The sequence below is a fragment of the Pseudocitrobacter sp. CD920760 genome, assembly GCF_057782505.1.
Genome location: NZ_CM173490.1, coordinates 4,947,437 through 4,971,492 on the forward strand (window position 1 = coordinate 4,947,437; position 24,056 = coordinate 4,971,492).

21 protein-coding genes and 1 tRNA gene are annotated in these 24,056 nt (G+C 54.8%); 11 read left to right on the forward strand and 11 right to left on the reverse strand.

Annotated elements, in window-relative coordinates; translation table 11 throughout:
• Nucleotides 1-108: 108 nt before the first annotated feature.
• From dppA to AC1MKH_RS23330, 5 genes are all read right to left on the reverse strand, one after another.
• Nucleotides 109-1,716, reverse strand: coding sequence for a dipeptide ABC transporter periplasmic-binding protein DppA (gene dppA / locus AC1MKH_RS23310; protein ID WP_231825968.1), 1,608 nt, complete (start codon nt 1,714-1,716; stop codon nt 109-111).
• Nucleotides 1,717-2,438: 722 nt separating this feature from the next.
• A tRNA-Pro gene (locus AC1MKH_RS23315) sits at nt 2,439-2,515 on the reverse strand.
• Between the two features lie 91 nt (nt 2,516-2,606).
• Entirely contained in the window at nt 2,607-4,298 is a 1,692-nt protein-coding gene (eptB, locus tag AC1MKH_RS23320; protein ID WP_276218966.1) for a kdo(2)-lipid A phosphoethanolamine 7''-transferase, read from the reverse strand.
• A 253-nt stretch (nt 4,299-4,551) separates the two neighbouring features.
• On the reverse strand, nt 4,552-5,757 hold the full coding sequence (locus AC1MKH_RS23325; protein WP_276218968.1) for an L-lactate MFS transporter: 1,206 nt from the start codon (nt 5,755-5,757) through the stop codon (nt 4,552-4,554).
• 177 nt (nt 5,758-5,934) lie between these two features.
• Complete coding sequence (locus AC1MKH_RS23330; protein ID WP_276218970.1) at nt 5,935-6,633, reverse strand: autotransporter domain-containing protein; 699 nt, start codon at nt 6,631-6,633, stop codon at nt 5,935-5,937.
• 153 nt (nt 6,634-6,786) lie between these two features.
• Here AC1MKH_RS23330 and tag point away from each other — a divergent pair, with 153 nt between their 5' ends.
• Entirely contained in the window at nt 6,787-7,368 is a 582-nt protein-coding gene (tag, locus tag AC1MKH_RS23335) for a DNA-3-methyladenine glycosylase I (protein WP_276219327.1), read from the forward strand.
• On the forward strand, nt 7,346-7,792 hold the full coding sequence (locus tag AC1MKH_RS23340; protein ID WP_276218972.1) for an N-acetyltransferase: 447 nt from the start codon (nt 7,346-7,348) through the stop codon (nt 7,790-7,792). Before tag ends, AC1MKH_RS23340 begins: the two co-directional genes overlap by 23 nt.
• Here AC1MKH_RS23340 and AC1MKH_RS23345 read toward each other — a convergent pair.
• Nucleotides 7,755-10,034: a molybdopterin guanine dinucleotide-containing S/N-oxide reductase gene (locus AC1MKH_RS23345; protein WP_442961888.1), complete on the reverse strand. Its 2,280-nt coding sequence runs from the start codon at nt 10,032-10,034 to the stop codon at nt 7,755-7,757. The genes AC1MKH_RS23340 and AC1MKH_RS23345 overlap by 38 nt on opposite strands.
• Before the next feature lie 222 nt (nt 10,035-10,256).
• Here AC1MKH_RS23345 and AC1MKH_RS23350 point away from each other — a divergent pair, with 222 nt between their 5' ends.
• The 6 genes from AC1MKH_RS23350 to ghrB all read left to right on the forward strand — a co-directional run bounded on the left by AC1MKH_RS23350 (nt 10,257) and on the right by ghrB (nt 16,257).
• Nucleotides 10,257-10,919: an OmpA family lipoprotein gene (locus AC1MKH_RS23350; RefSeq protein ID WP_231825961.1), complete on the forward strand. Its 663-nt coding sequence runs from the start codon at nt 10,257-10,259 to the stop codon at nt 10,917-10,919.
• Nucleotides 10,920-11,014: 95 nt separating this feature from the next.
• Nucleotides 11,015-12,031: a LacI family DNA-binding transcriptional regulator gene (locus AC1MKH_RS23355; protein WP_276218976.1), complete on the forward strand. Its 1,017-nt coding sequence runs from the start codon at nt 11,015-11,017 to the stop codon at nt 12,029-12,031.
• 100 nt (nt 12,032-12,131) lie between these two features.
• Nucleotides 12,132-12,881, forward strand: a complete 750-nt coding sequence (locus AC1MKH_RS23360; protein ID WP_015962554.1) for a sugar phosphate isomerase/epimerase family protein — start codon at nt 12,132-12,134, stop codon at nt 12,879-12,881.
• Between the two features lie 3 nt (nt 12,882-12,884).
• On the forward strand, nt 12,885-13,823 hold the full coding sequence (locus tag AC1MKH_RS23365; protein ID WP_276218980.1) for a sugar kinase: 939 nt from the start codon (nt 12,885-12,887) through the stop codon (nt 13,821-13,823).
• 154 nt (nt 13,824-13,977) lie between these two features.
• Nucleotides 13,978-15,258 (forward strand): MFS transporter, encoded by a 1,281-nt coding sequence (locus AC1MKH_RS23370; protein WP_276218983.1) that lies wholly within the window; start codon nt 13,978-13,980, stop codon nt 15,256-15,258.
• A 21-nt stretch (nt 15,259-15,279) separates the two neighbouring features.
• Nucleotides 15,280-16,257: a glyoxylate/hydroxypyruvate reductase GhrB gene (gene ghrB / locus AC1MKH_RS23375; RefSeq protein WP_276218985.1), complete on the forward strand. Its 978-nt coding sequence runs from the start codon at nt 15,280-15,282 to the stop codon at nt 16,255-16,257.
• Nucleotides 16,258-16,332: 75 nt separating this feature from the next.
• Here ghrB and AC1MKH_RS23380 read toward each other — a convergent pair whose 3' ends face one another.
• Nucleotides 16,333-17,043 (reverse strand): DUF3053 domain-containing protein, encoded by a 711-nt coding sequence (locus AC1MKH_RS23380; protein ID WP_276218987.1) that lies wholly within the window; start codon nt 17,041-17,043, stop codon nt 16,333-16,335.
• A 417-nt stretch (nt 17,044-17,460) separates the two neighbouring features.
• Here AC1MKH_RS23380 and AC1MKH_RS23385 point away from each other — a divergent pair, with 417 nt between their 5' ends.
• From AC1MKH_RS23385 to cspE, 3 genes are all read left to right on the forward strand, one after another.
• Nucleotides 17,461-18,831, forward strand: coding sequence for an MFS transporter (locus AC1MKH_RS23385; RefSeq protein WP_276218989.1), 1,371 nt, complete (start codon nt 17,461-17,463; stop codon nt 18,829-18,831).
• A 223-nt stretch (nt 18,832-19,054) separates the two neighbouring features.
• Nucleotides 19,055-19,345: an HTH-type transcriptional regulator gene (locus AC1MKH_RS23390; protein WP_276218991.1), complete on the forward strand. Its 291-nt coding sequence runs from the start codon at nt 19,055-19,057 to the stop codon at nt 19,343-19,345.
• 261 nt (nt 19,346-19,606) lie between these two features.
• Complete coding sequence (cspE, locus tag AC1MKH_RS23395; protein WP_000014594.1) at nt 19,607-19,819, forward strand: transcription antiterminator/RNA stability regulator CspE; 213 nt, start codon at nt 19,607-19,609, stop codon at nt 19,817-19,819.
• A gap of 164 nt (nt 19,820-19,983) precedes the next feature.
• Here the strand turns inward: cspE and hokA are convergent, their stop codons facing one another.
• From hokA to AC1MKH_RS23415, 4 genes are all read right to left on the reverse strand, one after another.
• Nucleotides 19,984-20,136, reverse strand: coding sequence for a type I toxin-antitoxin system toxin HokA (gene hokA / locus AC1MKH_RS23400; RefSeq protein WP_231825956.1), 153 nt, complete (start codon nt 20,134-20,136; stop codon nt 19,984-19,986).
• Between the two features lie 319 nt (nt 20,137-20,455).
• A complete protein-coding gene (glyS, locus tag AC1MKH_RS23405; RefSeq protein WP_276219002.1) occupies nt 20,456-22,525 on the reverse strand; it encodes a glycine--tRNA ligase subunit beta in 2,070 nt (689 codons plus the stop codon).
• Between the two features lie 9 nt (nt 22,526-22,534).
• Nucleotides 22,535-23,446, reverse strand: coding sequence for a glycine--tRNA ligase subunit alpha (gene glyQ, locus AC1MKH_RS23410; RefSeq protein ID WP_001168551.1), 912 nt, complete (start codon nt 23,444-23,446; stop codon nt 22,535-22,537).
• Nucleotides 23,447-23,584: 138 nt separating this feature from the next.
• Nucleotides 23,585-23,890 (reverse strand): YsaB family lipoprotein, encoded by a 306-nt coding sequence (locus AC1MKH_RS23415; RefSeq protein ID WP_015962543.1) that lies wholly within the window; start codon nt 23,888-23,890, stop codon nt 23,585-23,587.
• Nucleotides 23,891-24,056: the final 166 nt, after the last annotated feature.

The following is a 24,056-nucleotide window of genomic DNA, read 5'->3' on the forward strand; positions in this document are numbered from 1 at the left end:
CCTGGCCCGCACGTACACTGCCACGGGCAAAGTATTACGCCGGATGGCGCTGCGCTTATCCGGCCTACAGGTGCAGGTGAGGACAAGCGCAGCAATCCAGCTTTTTAATTATTCGATGGAGACGTTGTCGAAGTGGTGTTTGCCCAACGGATCGACCACATAGCCTTTGACTTCTTTACGCACCGGCTCGTATACAGTGGAGTGAGCGATGATCAGCGCCGGAGCCTGGTCATGCATCACTACCTGAGCCTGTTTGTACAGTTCAATACGCTTGTTGTGATCGTCGGTGGCGCGCGCCGGCTGAATCAGGTCTTCAAACGGCTTGTAGCACCATTTCGAGTAGTTGGAGCCTTGCTCTGAGGCGGCACAGCTGAACAGGGTGGCGAAGAAGTTATCCGGATCCCCGTTATCGCCAGTCCAGCCCATCATGACCGTTTGGTGCTCGCCATCTTTCGCACGTTTCAGGTACTCGCCCCACTCATAGGTAACGATGTTGGCTTTCACGCCCACTTTCGCCCAGTCAGCCTGAATCATCTCTGCCATACGGCGAGCGTTCGGGTTATATGGACGCTGAACCGGCATCGCCCACAGATCGATAGTGAAACCGTCCGCATGGCCCGCTTCTTTCAGCAGCGCTTTCGCTTTTTCAGGATCGTAGCTGTAGTCTTTCACATCGTCGTTGTAGCCCCACATGGTTGGCGGGATCAGGTTTTTCGCGGCCACGCCAGCGCCCTGATAAACGGCTTTGATGATCGCTTCTTTGTTCACCGCATAGGTCAGCGCCTGGCGAACTTTCACTTCATCGAGTGGTTTTTTCTGCACGTTGTAAGAGAGGTAGCCCACGTTCAGGCCCGCCTGCTCGTGCAGGGTAATATTTTTATCCTGCTTCATGCGCGCGATGTCTGCCGGGTTCGGGTACGGCATCACCTGGCATTCGTTCTTCTGCAGCTTGGCATAACGCACGGAAGCGTCAGGCGTGATAGAGAAGACCAGACGGTCGATCTGCGGCTTGGTGCCCCAGTAGCCCGGGAAGGCTTTGTAGAGAATACGGGAGTCTTTCTGGTACTGCTGCAGCTGGAATGGCCCGGTACCGATTGGGTTCAGGTCAACTTTATCCGGCGTACCGGCTTTCAGCATGTTGTCAGCATATTCTTTTGACAGAATAGAGGCGAAGTCCATCGCCAGGTCGGCAAGGAACGGTGCTTCCGGGCGAGTCAGGATGAACTGAACCGTGTGATCGTCGACTTTTTTCACTTCGCTAATCAGCTCCGGCAGGCCCATGCCTTCGAAGTATTCATAGCTGCCGCCAGAGACTTTGTGGTACGGGTTCTGGTCGTTTTTCTGACGGTCGAACGAGAACACCACGTCATCGGCGTTGAAGTCGCGCGTCGGTTTGAAATCTTTGCTGTCCTGCCACTTCACACCGTTACGCAGGTGGAAGGTGTAGGTTTTGCCATCTTCGCTGACTTCCCACTTTTCAGCGAGGCCAGGGATAACTTCGGTAGTACCGGTTTTGAATTCCACCAGACGGTTATAGATTGGCACCGAGCTGGCGTCATAGGTGGTTCCCGAGGTAAAGAGCTGTGGGTTAAAGCCTTCCGGCGAGCCTTCAGAACAATAAACCAGGGTTTTGGCCTGCACGCCCGCTGCGACGGTCATCGCCACCAGGCTGAGACCAAGCTTCAGCATCCCTGACTTCTTCAAGGAAATACTCATTATTGTGCTCCAGGTTATGTGTGTTGTGTTGTTGTTATTCCGCCAGCCTTTATTTGTTTTTTAACCGGTCTGGTCGGTGGTGCCCGAAGGCGTTACAGGGGATGGAGATTCCTTTCAGGTGAGCGTGTGAGTTGCAGCGCAGATCCTCCCTGAAATGCCCCTCGTGCCCTACAATCTGTCAATAGAATGTGAAAACGTCAATACACTCATCCGGGATTTACAACGAGGGTGAGAATTGGCAGGCAAAGATTAAAAAAACTCCAGGGCGGTATTTTCAGCAGAGAAATTTATGCTACTCGCCAGGAGCCAGAGTTTTGTTCTTGATATTTCCGGGTGGTCAGTGATTAACGTTTAATCACATTATGAAAAAATAATGACAGAACGGTGATTATCTGAGCGATAAATACCGCGAACGTTAAAACGCACAGGGGAAAATGCTGAGGTTATCCATAAGCAACGAAAAAAAAGATCTGACTATGTATAAAAAAAAGCAATGGAATAGGTCACAAAATGGAGAGGTCGCGGATATTCAGATGCGTAAAGGGCCTTATGTGTGATCGTCGCACGCTGTTGCCCTCACCCCGGCACTCTCCCACAGGGAGAGGGAGAAAACCGGCATGAACCTAAACTTGCAAGCGATCGGTCCGCTCTCCATGAGGGAGAGGGTTGTCTTCAAACACCAGACGCAAAAAAGCCCGCTCATAGAGCGGGCTTTTCAAATTTGGTCGGTGATAGAGGATTCGAACCTCCGACCCCTTCGTCCCGAACGAAGTGCGCTACCAGGCTGCGCCAATCACCGAATGCGGGGCGCATCTTACTGCTGTGATGCACCCTCGTCAATCCCTTACCTTAAAAAAGCCATCCGTTCGGCGAGAAAGTCGCCATCCCGGTTAATTCGTAGCTTTCTTGCTGGCATCCGGGATGTGACACCAGTTGTTATTCTCGTTAATCCCGCCGTTTGGCGAGGTGTAACCGAGGCAGCCCATAATGGTGTCGTACAGCTCAACGTGACGACGCGGCTGTTTCATATCGGCTTCCTTCTTCAACTGAGCAAACGCCGCAGCATTCGATGGATTCTCCAGATATTTATCCGACATCCACACCATCATCGGCACGCGGAACTGCTCCGGCGGGGCCATATGGCGTGGGGTGCCGTGCAGGTGCTCGCGTTCCTCAATCGACTCACCGTGGTCAGAGGCGTAGAACACGATCGCTTTCTTATCGCGCACCTGATCGATAATGGTATCGATAAAGTGATCGACGTAGGTGATGGAGTTATCAAACGAGTTGATCATCAGGTCTTTCGGACACTTACGATCGACCGCGTAGCACTCTGGCCCCCACTGGGCGAAGGCGCGCGGGTAACGCTGTGTATAGTTGTAGTGCGACCCTTTGGTATGCAACACAATCAGGTGTTTACCCTGCGGGTTATCATCCAACGAGCGCTGAACTTCGCTCGACAACAGCATATCGTCCACGGCTTTACCCCGGTTACGCGGTTCAGCGGCGATCTGCTCACGGTAGGCGATGTTATCCGCCATGGTGTTGGTATAGAACCACATCTCGCTCTGCATCGCATACAGGTCGGAACTGAAACCTAACTGCTTAAGCACCGCAAACACGTTCTGCTCTTTCAGCGTGCGCTGCGGATTATCTTCCGCCCCGCCCTGACGCACGAACATGCAGCGCAGCGACAGCTTGGTCGCGGTGTCACAGGAGTAACCACGGTACATCACCAGATTCTTCTCTTTAGAGAGTTTCGGCGTAGTATTGCGTTCGTACCCCAGCATACCCATGTGGTCCCAGCGGGTGGTTTCGCCGATGATGAAAATCACATAGGTATCATCGAGATTTTGCGTCGGCGTATAGGTAAATTTCTTCGCCGGATTCATCAAAGATTTGTTATCGGATGATTCATCCACCTGGGCAAAGGCGTAAAGCCCCAGCGCAGAGAGCCAGTTCGTCGGCAGATAGGAGTTAGCCAGTACGCCACCGTAACTCGGCATATCCACGCCCGCGATGCGGTCATCGCGCTTCTGGCGCGTATCAAGGAAGCGAATCGGGCCCCAGACCATCAGACCCGCCAGCAGTACCACCAGCACGCTGCGCCAGCGCAGTTCCGGCGTGCGAATCTGACGCCACAGCGTCATGTTGCTGCCGTTGAACCAGATAAGGAACAGCGGAATGGCACTTATCAGCACCACCGAGATAACCAGCGTCCAGCCAACCACTTCTTTCGACAGATCGATATCCGTCGTCATCACCGACGCGACAATGCCGTAGCCAATCATGACGTTCATGGTGGTCATGTAATAACAGGCGCCAGCGGAGATCAGCACCAGCAACGATGCCAGCACCTGCCAGACACGTCTGCCGAGTAACGACAACAAGCGCAGTAAGAAGAAGCAGATCAGAACGGCGGCAATCATCTCAACGATGGCAGCGACGCCTTTCCAGAAAGAGAGGTCCTGAGCGTAGCCTTCAAAGCGACGCAGGAACACGGAAGCATTCATAAACAGACCGATGTAAACAGCCAGCAGCCAGCACAGCGTCTGCTGAGACATCGTTTTTAAATATCGCATGCAAATAACCCTGAAAAAAGGGAACAACAGATCCAGCGCCGTACCTTCCTGGTAAGCGCATCAGGCAATTGTGCGGGAGTAATAGAGTCCGTTCGGTACACGCGCGGCTAAGTAGACCACAGTAAGAGGGAAAAGTGGCAATGATGTGCGTTTTCGCTACAGATATTTACAAAAAAGCAAGTGCGGAAGTGGACAAAAAAGGGGGTAGAAACAGCAAAAGAGGAGCATAGCTCCTCTTTTTTCGGACTTGCAATTAATGAGCGTGTATCTGGCGCAGTGTTGGCTGGGCCGGCTGACGAATCGTCGTGGACAGCGCCAGCGAGATAATCAGCAGAGCGAAGATAACGCAGAAGGTCACGTAGAAGCCGCCGAACAGTGAGGCAATCAACGAACCGCAGATGCTGCCGATACCGAAACCTAAGTAAATCACACCGTAGTTTTTCGCCAGATTGTTCAGACCGAAGAACTCACTCACCAGCGATGGGAACACGGTGATGGTGCCGCCAAAGTTAAAGGCGACGCAGGCAATTGCCGCGAAGAAGGTGGTCGCGTTGAGCGGGGCGAAGAGCAGTGCAGCCATGCCCACCAGCGAAATGACCTGGCCGATAGTAATGACACGGATACGGGAGATTTTATCAGACAAGATCCCCAGCACCAGACGTCCACTCAGGTTAGCGATAGAGATAATGGTCACCGCGTTCGCCGCCGTGGCGATATCCAGATGTACCATGCCCTGGGCAATATCTTTCGCCACGCCAATCACATACAGGCCACTCATGCAGGCCGTCAGGAACATCACCGCCAGCATCCAGTACTGCGGTTTACGCATGGATTCAGCCAGGGTGAAGTCATTTTCAACTACGCCGTTAACGCTTTTCACTTCCTGCTGCGGCGCATCGGTCATCAGCATCGCGCCGAAGACAATCATCACCAGCACAATCGCGCCCCAAATCATGAAGGTTTTTTCCAGGCCGACGGTTTCCAGCAGGTGGCTGTCAATGAATTTAAAACCGAGGCTGCCTAAACCGTAAGAACCGATGGCAAACGCGGAAATCAGCCCTTTTCGTTCCGGGAACCATTTCACGCAGTTGGAGAGCGTCAGCAGATAGCCCGCGCCGTCGGCGAGGCCAACCAGCACGCCTGCGCTCAGCCACAACATCATCAGGCTGTTAGAGTGCGCCGTCAGGAAGAAGCCGATGCCCAGTAAAATCCCGGAAGCCATGGTGACGCGTTTTACGCCAAAACGTTCCTGTAATTTCCCGGCCACAGAGGAGGAAAGCGCGAGGCCAAGACTTAATAAACCGAAGGAGAAAGCGACCTGGCTGACCGGCGCATCCAGCTTGCTGGAGAGCGAGCTGTTAAACAGGCTCCAGGTGTAAACTGACCCCAGCGCAAACTGGGTAATGATGGTGCCGATAAGCGTCAGCCAGCGAGTATGGTTTTGAGTTGCAGCGTTCATGATGAAGATGCCTTCTTGAATTAACTGCGGCTACGATAACGAAACCCGCGTATTCCATGGGGGAAAAAGGCATGAAGTGCGTTGAGGACGGAATGAAATGCACTGAGAGTGGAATGAATGACATTGCGTGCAGCTTATGCCCGATGGCGCGGTCTGTCGCCCACGCCATCCGACAATCTAAAAGCGAGCGCTCACGCCCATGGTATAGAGGTAGTTAGAACCGGTGGTCATGTTGTCGGCCTGCGAGAGAGCCGCATACGCAGCAACATGTTGATTCAGCAGCATATCAGCGCCGAGCGTCACATCGACCCAGTTGCCTTCCTGATTGGTGCCCGGCATGCGATTAAGGCCTGACTGGGCTTTCCACTGATTTTCGCCGTACTGCTGGTTATAACTGACCTGCGCCCACGGATGAACACCCCACCAGGAGCGGGAGTCCACGCGCCAGCCCAGCGTGCTGATACTGGCATGCCACATCGGATCGGTATAACTGCCAATATCACCCGCGTCAGTAAATACCGCGCCAGGGGAGCCATCGTAGCTCCACGCGGCAACCGGCCCGGTCGTCAGGCCCGCCGTCAGCGGCATATTCCAGCCGATGCTCATTGATTTGGTCGCGTCCAGCGGCGTCTCATCCGGCATCGTCATCGCCAGACCGGGCCCATCGCTGGAAGCCTTGATACGTTCCGCCAGAATATCGTCATAGCGCGGTTGGTGATCGCTATCCCATGTATAGCGTTCAGCGGTACGACTTTCTGTGTCAGTCACGATATATTCTTGCTGCCAGGCGTGCGCCTGAGCCGTAAAGAGTAAGCAAAAAAAGACAGGCGCAGTCAAAACGGCTGGTCGAAAGCCAGTGCATTTCTTATCAATCATTCAAGCGACTCCAGAGTAGAGCCGAACCCGGCGATATTGTTATGTTTTTAGGGGGTGTGTATCCCTGTATTAAATATTGTCTTTTTATTTCTGGCGTCAAGCATGATTTGCAGGTTTTATTATCAGGTCAGGACCATGAAACAGGAGAAGGGTATGCAGCGTTGTGGTTGGGTCAGTCAGGACCCGCTCTATATCGACTATCACGACAAGGAGTGGGGCGTTGCGCAGAAAGACGGGCAGCAGCTGTTTGAAATGATCTGCCTTGAAGGCCAGCAGGCCGGGCTTTCATGGATTACGGTACTTAAAAAACGGGAAAATTACCGTCACGCTTTCCACCATTTCGACCCGCGCAAGGTTGCGGCCATGACGGAAGAAGACGTTGAGCGGCTGGTGCTGGATGCCGGAATTATCCGCCATCGCGGGAAAATTCAGGCCATTATTGGCAACGCGCGCGCCTGGCTGGCAATGGAAGAAAACGGTGAACCGTTTGCCGATTTCGTCTGGTCGTTCGTGGATAACACGCCCATCATCACTCAGGCGGCAGAGCTGTCCGGCATTCCAACCTCGACGCCCGCGTCCGATGCCTTATCAAAAGCGCTGAAAAAACGCGGTTTTAAGTTCGTCGGAACCACCATTTGCTACTCCTTTATGCAGGCGTGCGGGCTGGTTAACGATCACGTAACGGGCTGCTTCTGCCATCCCGGAGGCCAGCATGATCCGCAAGTGGACAGCTAAATCCCTCGACCCGGTGCTCACTCTGTGGCTGGAAAGCACCACCTTCGCGCATCCTTTTATTGATGAGCAGTACTGGCACGACAGCCTCGCGCTGGTACGCGACGTTTACCTACCGGCGGCGCAAACCTGGGTGTGGGAAGAAAATGACACCCTGCTGGGGTTCGTCAGCGTGATGGATAACCAGTTTGTCGGTGCGCTGTTTGTGGCGCCGCAGGCGCTGCATCGCGGCATTGGCAGCGCGCTGCTCAACGAAGTTAAGCAGCGCTATCCGATGTTAAGCCTGGAGGTGTATCAGAAAAATGGCCGCGCGGTGAATTTCTACCATGCGCTCGGTTTTCGCATCGAAGACGGCGCATGGCAGGAAGAGACCAAACATCCCACCTGGATTATGCGTTGGCAGGCGGATCAAACGCCGTTAGCCTAAGCGCCGGGCCGCGGTATTTCTCCACCCACGCCAGCGCCGTATTGCCCGCACAGCCATTCCCCAGCTTCGAGCTGGGGAGGTCTTTGGTCAGTACGTTGACTGCACCGTTTTTACAGATGCCTCCGGCCTGAAGGTCAAGATCCGGCCACGCGCCTTCATGCAGGCAAATCACGCCAGGCTTAATGCCGTCGTTCACCACCGCGCCCGCCAGCACCTGCCCGCGATGATTCCACACGCGCACCACATCGCCATCCTGAATATTTCGTGCACGCGCATCCTGCGGATGCAGAGTAAGCGGTTCACGCCCCGCAACCGCGTACTGCTCGCGCAGGGAAGTGTGATTGAGCTGGCTGTGCAGACGATGAGCCGGATGCGCGGAGAGCAGCTGCAACTGCTCTGGCTCGGCATTGCCGTGCCATTCGTCCGGCTCCAGCCACATCGGATGCGGCGGACAATCGGCATAGTTGAAACTGGCGATGCGCTCGGAATAAATTTCAATTTTCCCGCTCGGCGTTTTCAACGGATTGGCCTGCGGATCGGCACGGAAGGCCGCGAAACGGACAAACTGAGCGTTTTGTTCGCTGGTCGGCATTTCGATAAGCTGATTCGCCTGCCAGAATTCCGCAAACGGCGGCAGCGTAACCTGCTGGCTGGCGCCCCGCTCTGCGGCGATGCGGTAGAACGTTTCCAGCCATTGCAGGTCGCTTTTGCCTTCAGTAAAACGCTCACGCCCACCCGTTTCCCAGCGCTCGCTCAGTTCAGCGAAGACCTCAAAATCATCGCGCGCTTCACCCTGCGGCATCACCACGCGCTTCATCGGCACCAGGTGCTGATTACTGTAATCCCCGGTCATGGTGAGATCGTTGCGCTCGAAAGAAGTGGTGGCGGGCAGAACGATATCGGCGTGACGCGCCGCCGCCGTCCAGTTGCACTCGGAAATCACCACCAGCTCCGGTCGCTGCCAGGCGCGAATTAAGCGGTTGGTATCCTGATGATGGGTAAAGTTAGCGCCACCCGCCCACCAGACAAAACGGATATCCGGGAAGTGCCTGTCCATGCCGTTGTGCTGATACGGTGCGCCGGGGTTTTCCAGTGCCTCGACAATCCGCGCAACGGGAATTTTATCGACTGCTTCCACCCCGCCTTTTACCGCGCCCTGCATCGACGCCAGCACGGCTGCGCGGCGCGTCGGGTTGCCGCCGTTGGCAAAGTGATAGGAGAGCCCAAAGCCCCCGCCCGGCGTACCGATTTGCCCCAGCATGGCGGCGAGCGTCACCAGCATCCAGTGCTTTTGTTCGCCGAATTGCTGACGCTGCATCCCCCACCCCGCCATTAACATGGTGGTATTTTCGTGGAACAGTTTCGCCAGTTCACGGATTTTAGCCGCACTTACGCCACAAATGGCTGAGGCCCATTCCGCGGTTTTCGGCTGCCCGTCACGTTCACCGAGCAGATAAGCGGCGAAGGTGTCGAATCCAGTCGTGCAGCGCGCGAGGAATTGCGCATCATGCCAGTCGTTTTCCACCAGCGTATGGGCAATGCCAAGCATCATCGCCACGTCAGTGCCCATATGTGGGGCTATCCACTCCATCGTCTCACCGAAGAAATCGACGGTCTCCGATCGCATCGGATCGATGCAGATCAGGCGCTTGCCGCTTTTACGCAGTTGTTCAAAGTAAGGAATGCCTTGTTCATCCGAAGCATTCCAGGCAATTTTCAGCGTATTCAGCGGGTTGGCGCTCCACAGCACCACCACGTCCGTATGCTCCAGCACCAGTGGCCAGCTGGTTTGCTGCTGATACACTTCGTTGCCGCCGACCACGTGCGGCATGATAGCCTGCGCCGCGCCGGTCGAGTAATCCCCCAGGTGCCCGGTGTAACCGCCCGCCAGGCTCATATAGCGCTGTAGCAGCGTCGCCGCTTTGTGGAGTACGCCATTGGATCGCCAGCCGTAGGAACCGGCAAAAATCGAGGACGGGCCATAAGTCTCACGAATACGTTTGTGCTGCGCGTGAATAAGATCCAGCGCCTCGTCCCAGCTTACCCGCACGAATTCGTCCTGCCCGCGCCCCCCCTTCGGCGACGCCGGCGAGGCCAGATAACCTTTGCGCACCATCGGGTAACGTACCCGCGTTTTACTGTGCACCTGATCGCGCACGGCGCTTTGCAAAGAGTTAACAAACGAGGTTTCAAGCGCCCCGCGCGAGGAAAAAACGGTTTCCCCGTCCGTCTCGACAAGCATGGGGCCCCAGTGGGCGGCAGTTAAGATGGTGTGCGTTTTCGCTGTAGTAGCCAAAGCGTGCTCCTGAGTGTTCGATGCAGGTGTTGTGGCGATGAATTAACCATCACTCATTATTTTTTACATAAATCGGAGTTATAGAGGGAATTTTCCGCTTATTTCCACGTCATAATCAACCGTCACGGACGCCGTGGCAAAGAATAAAAAAAGGATTAAGGAATTAAGATGAAAAAAAGCGTACTGATGATTGCTGCCGTTGTGAGCGGAGCTCTGGCAGTTTCTGGCTGCACCACTAACCCTTACACCGGTGAGCGCGAAGCGGGCAAATCCGGCATTGGCGCCGGGCTCGGCTCTCTGGTTGGTGCTGGCGTTGGCGCACTCTCTTCGTCGAAGAAAGATCGCGGTAAAGGCGCGTTGATTGGTGCGGCTGCGGGTGCGGCCCTTGGCGGCGGCGTCGGTTACTACATGGACGTGCAGGAAGCCAAACTGCGCGACAAAATGCAGGGAACTGGCGTGAGTGTGACGCGAAATGGCGACAACATCGTGTTAAACATGCCAAGCAATGTCACCTTCGACAGCAGCAGCGCAACGCTGAAACCGGCGGGCGCTAATACCCTGACCGGCGTGGCGATGGTGCTAAAAGAGTATGAGAAAACCGCAGTAAACGTGATTGGCTACACCGACAGCACCGGTGGCCAGGATCTGAACATGCGCCTGTCTCAGCAACGTGCGGATTCCGTCGCCAGCTCGCTGATTACGCAGGGCGTAGCGGCAACGCGTATTCGTACCAGCGGGATGGGCCCGGCGAACCCTATCGCCAGCAACAGCACCGAAGCGGGCAAAGCGCAGAACCGTCGCGTTGAAATCACTTTAAGCCCTCTCCAGTAATACATCAGCCCGGTAACGCCTCGTTTACCGGGCAAATCACTTGCTTAGCCAGATTTTCGCGCTAAGGTGTTCTCACTTTGCAAAGAGAGGCCCCTATGGCGAAATCAACACGCCCGACTATCAGCGACGTCGCAAAAGCAGCGAAAACCGGTAAAACCAGCATCTCCCGTTACCTTAACGGCGAGAAGCATCTGCTTTCCGATACGCTTCTGGCGCGTATTGAAAACGCCATCGCCGAACTCGATTATCGCCCCAGCCTGATGGCGCGCAGCCTGAAGCGTGGCCGCACCCGCCTGATTGGCCTGATTATCGCCGATATCACCAACCCCTACTCGGTTAACGTGTTAAGCGGTATTGAGGCCGCCTGCCGCGAGAAAGGCTTCACCCCGCTGGTGTGTAATACCAACAATGAGGTCGATCAGGAGCAGCATTACCTCGACCTGCTGCGCAGTTATCAGGTGGAAGGAATTGTGGTCAATGCCGTCGGGATGCGCGAAGAGGCGCTCAATCGTCTGCAACAATCCTCACTGCCAATGGTCCTCATTGACCGCAAAATTCCCGATTTCGCCTGCGACGTGGTGGGGCTCGATAATACCCAGGCGGCCACAACCGCCACCGAACATCTGATTGACCAGGGTTTCGAAGCCCTGCTGTTTCTCAGCGAACCGCTGGGCACCGTCAACACCCGCCGCGAGCGTCTGGCGGCGTTTAATGCCACGCTGGCGCGCTACCCTGGCGTGCTGGCCGAAAATGCGGAAGTGCCGCTGGCCGAGAATGCGCTGCTGGATAACTCTCTGCGCCAGTTCCACACCCGCTATCGCGGTATGCGCAAAGCGATTATCTCTGCCAACGGCGCGCTCACGCTACAGGTTGCCCGCTCGCTCAAACGCATCGGTTTGAACTGGGGCAGCGATATCGGCCTGCTGGGTTTCGATGAACTGGAGTGGGCAGAACTGGCAGGCGTCGGCATCACCACCTTAAAACAACCCACCTGGCAGATTGGTTTTGCGGCGGTCGAACAGGTCGTGCGCCGCATCGAAGGTGGCAGCACCGCCATCCATGAACAGGTTTTCTCTGGCGAACTGATTATCAGGGGATCAACCTCCCGTTAACGAACCTTCGTGATGACGATCATAAATTCAACATCCTGAGCTTTTCTTTGGAACCGGTTCCATCTAGCGTATTAACCATACGATGACGCTGGAGTTCCCCATGAAAAGACAAATTATCGTGGTTACTGCCGCTTACGGACATGACCAGGTCCGCGCCGCGGGTGGCCAGGCGGCGATGCTGCCGATAATCGCGAAAGCGGGCGCGGATGGTGTAGAAATCCGCCGCGAGATGTTCAACGATGCCGAGCTAAACGCCCTGCCTGAGCTGGCCCGCGCGATAGAAGCACAAAAATTACTGGCCTGTTATTCCGCCCCTGAGCCGCTGTTTCTTGCCGACGGCACGCTTAACCCGCACCTTCCCGCCCTGCTCGAAGAAGCCCGCACGCTGAACGCCCTGTGGCTGAAAGTTTCCCTTGGTCATTTCGAGCGCAAAGCGCCACTGGAAACCCTGCGCACCTGGCTGGAAGTCAGCGGTATGGCGCTGGTGGTGGAAAACGACCAGACCGAATGCGGCCAGCTGCCGCCGATGCAACGTTTCAAAGCCGCCTGCCGTGTACTCAACCTGCCCGTGCGCCTGACCTTTGATATGGGTAACTGGCTGTGGGTCGGAAACTGCCCGCAGGAAGCGGCCCAGCAGTTGGCTCCTTCAGTGTGCTACATCCACGTCAAAGCGGCGACGCCTCACCATGACAGCTTCCGCGCCGTGCCGCCGGACCCCATCAATACCGACTGGCTGGATGTACTGCGCGCCCTGCCCGCCGACGCGCCGCGTGGAATTGAGTTTCCGCTGGAAGGCAACGACCTGACCGCAGTAACCCGTCGCTATGTCGAACTGTTACGCGAGGATTAAGCAATGAATAAACAATTGGATGTCATCACCATCGGTGAAGCCATGGCAATGTTTGTGGCAACACAAACGGGCGATCTCAGTGAGGTTGAGCAGTTTATCAAACGTGTCGCCGGGGCTGAGCTCAACGTCGCGACCGGACTGGCGCGCCTGGGCCTGAATGTGGGCTGGGTCAGCCGCATTGGAGACGACAGCTTCGGCCAGTTTGTGATCAATAGCCTTAAAAAAGAAGGTATTGATGCGACAGGTGTCACCTGCGATCCGCGTTTCGCTACCGGCTTTCAGGTTAAATCTAAGGTCGAAAATGGAACCGATCCCATTGTGGAATACTTCCGTAAAAACTCAGCGGCCAGCCATCTTTCGCTCGATGACTTCAATGACAATTATTTCGCCAGCGCACGCCATCTACACTTAAGCGGCGTTGCGGCGGCGCTCTCTGACTCGTCCTACGCCCTGCTCGACCATACGGCCCGCACGATGAAAGCACAGGGCAAAACCATTTCATTCGACCCGAACCTGCGCCCGGTGCTGTGGAAAAGCGAAGCAGAGATGGTGGAAAAACTCAACCACCTGGCGTTCCAGGCCGACTGGGTTTTACCTGGTTTGAAAGAGGGCATGATCCTGACCGGCCAACAAACACCGGAAGCCATCGCCGATTTCTATCTGGCTCATGGTGTAAAAGCGGTGGTGCTGAAAATCGGGGCAGACGGCGCCTGGTATAAAACCGCAGATGGCGAGAAAGGCTGCGTCGCGCCGGTAAAAGTCGACAAGGTGGTCGATACGGTGGGTGCGGGCGATGGCTTCGCCGTCGGGGTAATTAGCGCCCTGCTGGAAGGTCGCTCACTGCGTGATGCGGTAACCCGCGGGAATAAAATTGGCGCACTGGCCATTCAGGTTCAGGGCGACAGTGAAGGATTACCGACGCGTGAGGCGTTGGGGGAGTAGCGCCCTCACCCTAACCCTCTCCCTCCAGGGAGAGGGAATAGATTGTGCAAATTATTGGTTTCCCCCTCTCCCTGTGGGAGAGGGCCGGGGTGAGGGCACCAGCGCGCACCTTCCCCAAATAACACTCTGACCCTACAACCACAGAGGCAGGACTATGAATAGCTCAACCAATGCAGCCAAACGCTGGTGGTACATCATGCCAATCGTGTTTATCACGTACAGCCTGGCGTACCTCGATCGCGCAAACTTCAGCTTCGCTTCCGCCGCAGGCATTAACGAAGATTTAGGCATCACCAAAGGGATCTCTTCCCTGCTGGGCGCCCTCTTCTTCCTCGGCTACTTCTTCTTCCAGATCCCCGGCGCGATGTATGCGGAACGCCGCAGCGTGCGCAAACTGATTTTCGTCTGCCTGATCCTGTGGGGGGCCTGCGCCTCGCTCACCGGGATTGTGCACAATATTCCGATGCTTGCCGCCATTCGCTTTATTCTCGGCGTGGTGGAAGCCGCGGTGATGCCTGCCATGCTGATTTACATCAGCAACTGGTTTACCAAATCCGAACGTTCGCGCGCCAATACCTTCCTGATCCTCGGTAACCCGGTGACGGTGCTGTGGATGTCGGTGGTTTCCGGCTACCTGATTCAGGCGCTCGGCTGGCGTGAAATGTTCATTATTGAAGGCTTCCCGGCCATCATCTGGGCGTTCTGCTGGTGGGTGCTGGTAAAAGATAAACCGGCGCAGGTGGGCTGGTTGTCTGAATCCGAAAAAGCGGCGTTGCAGGCCGAGCTCGATAAAGAGCAGCAGGGCATTAAAGCCGTGCGTAACTACGGCGAAGCGTTCCGTTCCCGCAACGTCATTCTGCTGTGCATGCAGTATTTCGCCTGGAGTATCGGCGTTTACGGTTTCGTGCTGTGGCTGCCGTCGATTATCCGCAGCGGTGGCGAAAACCTCGGCATGGTTGAAGTGGGCTGGCTGTCATCTGTGCCGTATCTGGCCGCCACAGCGGCGATGATTCTGGTCTCCTGGGCTTCCGATAAAATGCAGAACCGTAAACTGTTTGTCTGGCCGCTGCTGCTGATTGCCGGTTTCGCCTTTATCGGTTCATGGGCGGTGGGCGCTAACCACTTCTGGATTTCCTACACTCTGCTGGTTGTCGCCGGTGCCGCAATGTACGCGCCGTATGGCCCGTTCTTTGCCATCATCCCGGAAATGCTGCCGCGCAACGTCGCTGGCGGCGCGATGGCCTTAATCAACAGTATGGGCGCGCTGGGATCGTTCTTTGGCTCCTGGTTCGTCGGCTACCTCAACGGCGCGACCGGTTCGCCGTCCGCCTCTTACATTTTTATGGGGGTGGCGCTTTTCGCCTCGGTATGGCTTACTCTGATTGTTAAGCCTGCTAAGAATCAACAACTTCCCGTTGGCGCACGCCACGCTTAAATCACACTTACGGAGAGTCGCATGAAGCCGTCCATTATTCTCTACAAGGCACTGCCTGACGATTTACTGCATCGCCTGGAAGCCCACTTTACCGTTACGCAGGTGCCAAACCTGCGCCCGGAAACCGTCCAACAGCATGCAGAGGTGTTTGCTAACGCCGTCGGCCTGCTGGGCTCCAGCGAAGCCGTTAACGAAGCGCTGCTGGAGAAAATGCCGAAGCTGCGCGCGACCTCGACCGTCTCCGTGGGTTATGACAACTTTGATGTTGATGCCCTGAACGCGCGTAACATTCTGCTGATGCATACGCCCACCGTTCTGACGGAAACCGTGGCGGATACGGTGATGGCGCTGGTGCTCAGTACCGCGCGCCGGGTGGTGGAAGTCGCCGATCGCGTAAAAGCCGGCGAGTGGAAAAAGAGCATCGGACCGGACTGGTTCGGTACCGATGTGCACCATAAAACGCTGGGTATTGTCGGGATGGGCCGCATCGGCATGGCGCTGGCTCAGCGCGCGCACTGCGGTTTCGGCATGCCGATTCTGTATAACGCTCGCCGCCAGCATCCGCAGGCCGAAGAGCGCTTCAGTGCGCGTTACTGTGACCTCGACACGCTATTGCAGGAATCCGATTTCGTGTGTCTGATTCTGCCGCTCAGCGACGAGACGCATCATCTTTTCGGTAAAGAACAGTTCGCGAAGATGAAATCCTCCGCCATCTTTATCAACGCGGGGCGTGGCCCGGTGGTAGACGAGCAGGCGCTCATTGCCGCGCTGCAGGCGGGTGAAATTCATGCCGCCGGGCTGGATGTCTTTGAGCAGGAGCCGCTGCCTGTCGATTCACCGTTGCTGACGCTGCCGAACGTCGTTGCGCTGCCGCATATCGGTTCTGCGACGCATGAGACGCGCTTTAACATGGCGGCCTGCGCGGTGGATAACCTGATTGATGCATTGCAGGGGAAGGTTGAGAAGAACTGCGTGAACCCGCAGGTGTTAAGGAAATAAAACGAATAAGGCGGGAATTCCCCGCCTTATTTCTGCCGGATGGCGAATTACGATAAGACGCCATCTAACATAATGTTACTTCGTCGCTTCTACTGCCGCAGTCCAGGCCTGAGTAAATGCCTGATGCTGGGAAGCCAGCGGGCCGATCAGCGAGTTGTACTGGCTTGCCTGCTGTGAGGTCGGGAACTGAATCCCGTTCGCCACGAAGCTCACCTGCTCACCCTGCTGCGCGACAAAATCACCGACCTGGACCAGCTGCTGCGTGAAGATTTGCGCCGCCGGGATCAACGGTTGCATCGCATTTGCAGGTGCCGTCACCACTTTGCTGTACACCTGATCAAAGACCGGCTTCAGGTCATCCGCCTGTTTCAGCGCCGCATGTGCCGCATCGGCCTGCATCTTCGCATTTTCCAGCTGCTGGCTCAGTACGCCCAACGAACCGTTCGCCTGACGCAGTGGCTCGCGCTGAGTCATATAATCCTGCGGAACGCGAATGGCGTTAACGCTATCGACAACCGGGCGCAGACCCGCATCCATCGCCTGGCTCACCTGCTGCGAATAGCCGTAAATGACGGCGTAATCGGAGACAAAGGGACCAAACTGTTTTTTCTGGTCAGCGGTCAGCGTTGGCAGACGTTCGCCCCCACGCATCACTGTATTTTGCAGGAAATCGACAAACGCTTTGCGCTGGTCGCCTTCTTTATCAAAACACCCACTCAGGCTAACAACCATCAACAACGCCGCAACAGGCGCAAACCAGCGAGAGCAGGACTTTCCTGTCGCCATTTTATTACTCCTTCAGCCAAAAAAAACGCAAACAGGCACCCGCGTGCCCGACGCTGACAAGGATAGTCCAGCAGCGCGCCGCAGGATACCTTTTCCTGACAAAGTTATGGCAGGAAATCACGATGGGGAAAGGGAGAAAACACGGATGTTAATACATTGTTGCGCACATCACATTTATGACCACAACTTTTACGCGAAATATTGTTATTAATCTATTGTTTTAAAATGATTTTAATCTTCTCGCGTGTTTGTCTCCCCGCAGGGAGTACGATAATCGCACACTTCCTGATTTCCCCTGCATTGTCGCCGCAAACGTTAAGTGTTTTGATGAATTGAACGATTACCGGAAATAGGTTCGATAATCGCACAACTTCATGCGGGAGAATCCTTCTCCCCGCTGTTTTCAGGAATTGCCGCATGACGAAGACAACCACGGATATTCAGGCTTTTATCAACGATCATCCCTTTTCTAAATACCAGTGGATGATCCTCGCATTATGCTTTGTGACCGTCGCCATGGACGGTTTCGATACTGCGATTATTGGCTTTATCGCTTCTGACCTGGTGCAGGAGTGGGGCGTGCAGAAATCAGATCTCGGGCCGGTGATGAGCGCCGCGCTGGTTGGCCTGGCGGTAGGTGCATTAACGGCAGGCCCGATGGCGGACCGTATTGGCCGCAAGAAAGTGCTGGTGCTGTCGATTCTGGTTTTTGGCGGCTTTAGCCTTGTCACTGCTTTTGCCACCAACCTCACCCAGCTTACGCTGCTGCGTTTCCTGACCGGGCTGGGGCTGGGTGCGGCGATGCCCAATGCCGCCACGCTGATGAGCGAATATGCGCCAGAGCGTCGTCGTGCGTTGCTGGTGAACCTGATGTTTGTGGGCTTCCCGATCGGCTCGTCGATGGGCGGGTTTATCTCCGCGTGGCTAATTCCACACTACGGCTGGCAGAGCGTGCTGATCCTCGGCGGCGTCATGCCGCTGGCGCTGGCGGTGCTGCTAATATTCCTGCTGCCGGAATCCGCACGTTATATGGTGGTCAAAAATCAGCCTCAACATAAAATTGCCGCCATCCTCAAACACATCGCCCCGGTGGCCGATAACGCGAGTTTTGTCTTGCAGGAAGCCGGACAGGTGAAAGAGAAATCGGCGCTGGGGGTGATTTTCTCGCCTCGCTATGCTGTCGGCACGGTGATGCTGTGCCTGACCTACTTCATGGGCCTGTTGATTTTTTATTTACTGACCAGCTGGCTACCGCTGTTAATTCGCGAAACTGGTGCATCGTTAAGCCAGGCGTCGGTTATCACCGCCCTCTTCCCACTGGGCGGCGGCATTGGCGTGCTTATCCTCGGCGTGCTGATGGATAAACTCAATCCCAATAAAGTGGTGGCGGTAGGCTACGTACTGACAGGCGTTTTTGTCTGCCTGGTCGGGTTCTCAACCAACAGCCTGGTGCTGATGGGCGTGATGGTCTTTATTGCCGGAACCATCATGAACGGCGCGCAATCGTCAATGCCGGCTCTCGCGGCGGGTTTCTACCCGACGCAGGGGCGCGCTACAGGCGTGGCGTGGATGCTGGGGCTGGGCCGTTTCGGCGGCATTCTGGGCGCATTCAGCGGGGCGTTCCTGATGCAGGCGGAACTCTCCTTCCAGACCATTTTCACGCTGCTGGCCATTCCCGCCCTGGTGTCAGCACTGGCGCTGCTGGTGAAACACATCGTCAGCCAGCGGCAAACGCTGAAAAGCGAAGCGGAAACGCCGGCATTGAACCGCAATACGCAGAAAGCCTGAGTTAGCGAACCGGCGGCTCAGCCGTCGGTTTTAGCGATTTTTACAAAATTATACCTGGCGAAGCCGTCATTGATTTTTGAGCGTTTTTCGCCCGATAGTTGACGGGTGAAAATGGATCTCACAAATAGTCACATTCGTGATCATCTTCTCATCGGAAATCCCGACTATTCTTAATTAGCTCTACGATATTCACGATCCCGCTGTGTGTTTACAGGAGTTATCAATGGAAGAAAAAGATCCAACAATTGAACTGCTGAGCAGTCTGGAACAGATTGTCTTCAAAGATGCATCACATGTGATTACCCTGACAGCAAAACCGTCCGTCTTTACGGAGTTCGAAGAGTTGCGTAAAGGTACCGGTTTGCAGATGACTGAGTTTGCCAAAGCGATGGGTGTAAGCGTATCGACAGTACAGGAATGGGAGTCCAGACGGGTAAAACCGTCCGCCACCGAACTCAAGCTGATGCGTTTGATCCAGGCAGACCCACAAATTTATCATCGCCTAGTTGATTGATAGATAACACTTTTTAAGTATTTTAACGGTCCTTCTCAGGGCCGTTTTATGTTTTTTCTCAGATAACGTTTGCGTTTAGAGGCCGAAGTATGCGTTAATAGCTTCACGGTTTGACGCACAGACCACAAAGCAGTTGAGTAAAGCAGTTCCCTTCAAGGTTATCCATTGGTACCCCTCGTAGCGACATTTCCTTTACGCTTTAAATTCTGTAAAGCATGCCATATCGCCGTAAGGCTCACTTAATTTATAAAGGTAATTTCTATGTCCGGTAAAATGACTGGTATCGTAAAATGGTTCAACGCTGATAAAGGTTTCGGCTTCATCACTCCTGACGATGGTTCTAAAGACGTGTTCGTACACTTCTCTGCTATCCAGAACGATGGCTACAAATCTCTGGACGAAGGTCAGAAAGTGTCCTTCACCATCGAAAGCGGCGCTAAAGGCCCGGCAGCTGGCAACGTAACTTCTCTGTAAGTTTAAGCCGCTAAAAATTCGAATCCCTGCCCTCGGGCGGGGATTTTTTTTGCCTGCGATTTATCGTCGTAGACTTTAGTGATATTCATATCATAAATAAAAAGGGTGCATTGAAAATGCATCACACCGTAAGAAAGGCGGAGATCTCTCCCCGCCAAATGCTCTTACTTTTTATTTCCACAGGCTAAAAATGCCGCCAGCTCATTACTTCCCTGCTTGATATGTAATTCACACAGTGAATCTCTTACCATCCAGGTAAATAATAATAGCGTGAAACAAATCACTACTAAGCCAAATAACAAATGTTTTTGCGGCATTCCCAGCCTCCGGTGTTGATTTCCAACAAGCAAGAGGCTACCTTTATGGTGTCTATGCATAGAGGGGCCTCACTTTGATTTATAGTCAGGTGGGGCTTTTCTCTGTCTGCCTTTCGGTGATACCTGAGACAAACAGTCTCAAGCACCCGTCGCTATTCTAGCAAACACCGCTCACGCAAAAGAATTAATGTATTCTGAAAAAAATTTTTGCGTAATAAATGTGTAAGTACACACACATTAATCGAATAAATATTACTTGTTTATATTAGCGCATAAAAAAACCTGCCATTCGGCAGGTTTTTATTTATCAGCAGTAAACTTATTGCAGCAGCGAAATATCCGCAACCTGCAGGAACAGTTCACGCAGCTTCGACAGCATAGTCAGACGGTTGATACGCAGATCTTTGTCATCAACCATAACCATCACTTTATCGAAGAAGGCATCGACAGGCTCGCGCAGTTCAGCCAGTTCAACCAGCGCTTCCTGATAACGCCCTTCCGCAAAAGCTGGTGCCAGTTTGTCGCGCAGCACCACAACCTGCATTGCCAGCGCAATTTCTTCTGGCTCTTTCAGCGTGGCGGCGTTTACGCGGTCATTCAGCACTTCATCGGTTTTCGCCAGGATGTTAGACACACGCTTGTTGGCCGCAGCCAGCGCAGACGCGGCTTCCAGGGTACGGAAGTGAGAGACGGCTTTCATACGCGCATCAAAGTCTGCCGGACGTGTCGGACGACGCGCCAGAACGGCCTGGATGGTATCGACGGTATAACCGGCATCCTGATACCAGGCACGGAAACGGCCCAGCATAAAGTCGATGACATCATCAACCACGTTGGCGTTAGTCAGCTTATCACCGTACAGACGCGCCGCTTCTTCAGTCAGCGTTTGCAGATCGAGGTTGAGGTTCTTCTCAACGATAATACGCAGCACGCCGAGCGCCGCGCGACGCAGCGCAAACGGGTCTTTATCGCCTTTCGGATGCTGACCAATCCCGAAGATACCCGCCAGGGTGTCCATCTTGTCAGCAATCGCCAGTGCGCAGGCTACCGGGTTAGACGGCAGGTCATCACCGGCAAAACGCGGCTGATACTGCTCATTCAGCGCCACGGCAACATCTTCCGCTTCGCCATCATGACGCGCGTAGTGCATACCCATTACGCCCTGAGTGTCGGTGAACTCGAAGACCATGTTGGTCATCAGGTCGCACTTGGACAGCAGGCCCGCACGGGTGGCGTGGTTAACGTCAGCACCAATCTGTTCAGCAATCCAGCCAGCCAGCGCCTGAATGCGGTCAGTTTTGTCGCGCAGCGTGCCCAGCTGTTGCTGGAACAGCACGGTTTGCAGGCGCGGCAGGTTATCTTCCAGACGTTTTTTACGGTCGGTGTTGAAGAAGAACTCGGCATCGGCCAGACGTGGGCGAACCACTTTCTCGTTACCGGAGATAATCTGCTGCGGATCTCTGGACTCGATATTGGAGACAAAGATGAAGTTCGGCAGCAGTTTGCCGTCGTTTGCATACACCGGGAAGTACTTCTGGTCACCTTTCATGGTGTAAACCAGCGCTTCAGACGGCACCGCGAGGAATTTCTCTTCAAACTTCGCAGTCAGTACAACCGGCCATTCCACCAGCGAGGTGACTTCTTCCACCAGGCTTTCGCTTAAGTCAGCGTTACCGCCAATTTTACGTGCGGCTTCTTCGGCGTCGGCTTTGATCTTCGCTTTACGCTCCGCGTAATCGGCGATGACTTTCCCGCGCTCGCGCAGAATTTCCGGATACTGATCGGCGTTATCGATGGTGAATTCCGGCTCGCCCATAAAGCGGTGGCCGCGAATCACGCGATCGGACTGAATACCCAGAATGGTTGCCGGAATAACTTTGTCGCCCAGCAGCAGGGTCACGGTGTGAACCGGACGCACGAAGTGTACGTCAGACGCGCCCCAGCGCATCAGTTTCGGGATAGGCAGTTTAGCGAGCGAAGTGGCAACCATGTTCGGCACCAGCGCTTCGGTGCTTTCGCCCTTCACGTGGGCGCGATACAGCAGCCATTCGCCTTTATCGGTAGTCAGACGCTCGGCCTGGTCTACGGTGATACCGCAGCCACGCGCCCAGCCCTCTGCCGCTTTACTCGGTTTGCCTTCGGCGTCGAACGCCTGCGCAATCGCCGGGCCGCGTTTTTCAACTTCGCGATCGGCCTGGGCTTCCGCCAGGTTAGCGACCTTCAGCGCCAGACGGCGCGGGGCAGCAAACCATTCAACGTTACCGTGTGCAAGGCCGGCGTTATCCAGCTCCGCAGTGAAGTTCGCAGCAAAGGACTCAGCCAGGCTGCGCAGTGCTTTTGGTGGCAGCTCTTCAGTGCCGATTTCCACCAGAAAAGTTTTCTCAGACATGGCCGCCTCTTACTTGTCTTTGTTGCACATCGGGAAGCCGAGGGCTTCACGGGAAGCATAATAAGCTTCTGCCACCGCTTTGGTCAGGGTGCGAATGCGCAGAATGTAGCGCTGACGCTCGGTGACGGAGATGGCTTTACGCGCATCCAGCAGGTTGAAGCTGTGGGCGGCTTTCAGAATACGCTCGTAAGCAGGCAACGGCAGCGGATTTTCCAGCGCCAGCAGCTGCTGGGCTTCTTTCTCGTACTGCTCGAAGCAGGTGAACAGGAAGTCCACGTCCGCGTATTCGAAGTTGTAGGTGGATTGCTCCACTTCGTTCTGATGGAACACGTCGCCGTAGGTGGTTTTACCCAGCGGGCCGTCGCTCCAGACCAAGTCGTAAACGCTGTCTACGCCCTGAATGTACATTGCCAGACGTTCCAGACCGTAGGTGATCTCGCCGGTAACCGGTTTACATTCCAGGCCGCCAACCTGCTGGAAGTAAGTGAACTGCGTCACTTCCATGCCGTTCAGCCACACTTCCCAGCCCAGACCCCAGGCACCCAGCGTCGGGTTTTCCCAGTTATCTTCCACGAAACGGATGTCGTGGATGGTCGGGTCCATTCCCAGCTCTTTCAGGGAACCGAGGTACAGTTCCTGAATGTTGTCCGGCGATGGCTTGATGACCACCTGGAACTGATAGTAGTGCTGTAAACGGTTCGGGTTTTCGCCGTAGCGGCCATCGGTCGGACGACGGGAAGGCTGCACATAAGCAGTCGCCATCGGCTCTGGACCCAGCGCGCGCAGGCAGGTCATTGGGTGAGAGGTACCCGCGCCAACTTCCATGTCCAATGGTTGAACAATGGTGCAGCCCTGGCGAGCCCAGTAATCCTGTAAGGTCAGGATCAAGCCCTGGAAGGTCCTGGTATCAAACTTTTGCATATTATTTCGTGCTGGATACGTGTGGATTTAAAGGAAGGGATCAGTATACCCGCTGGCTGGAAGATATACAGTATGAAAGCGACCTGTTTAGGGAAAATAGAGGAAAACAGGCCGACTTTTCGTGCCATATTGCCGCGTTTAACGCATCGATAAGTGTAAAAAATCACCATTTGCGTCAAATGAGCAGACAAAACCTTCATTGCGCGCAGTATAGCCGCGTAATTCATAGCTGCCCTGAAAACGCTCAAAGCCCGTGACGTCAATTTTCTGCGCCGCCGTGTTATAGCGCTCCGCCGCCCGTTCCTTGCATAAATTTTCCATCCCCAGCGAACGGGCGGGGTTCGCTTTCGCATTTTGCGCTTTCATCGGCGTCGCGGATTCGGACGCGGCGCATCCCGCCAGTAATAGCCCCATTAGCAGGGGAAGGAGTCGCTTCATCATCATTTTTCATTACCGCCTTACGATCGGGCTGTTATTTTAGTGGGTAGTCACTGCTGTGATGGCATTCTGCGAATCACACCACAACACGACAAGTGTGGGGTGAAAAACTCAGAATAATCCAGTCAAATAGCCTAATAAATATTGAGTCACACTTTGTTTGAAAGGAGGA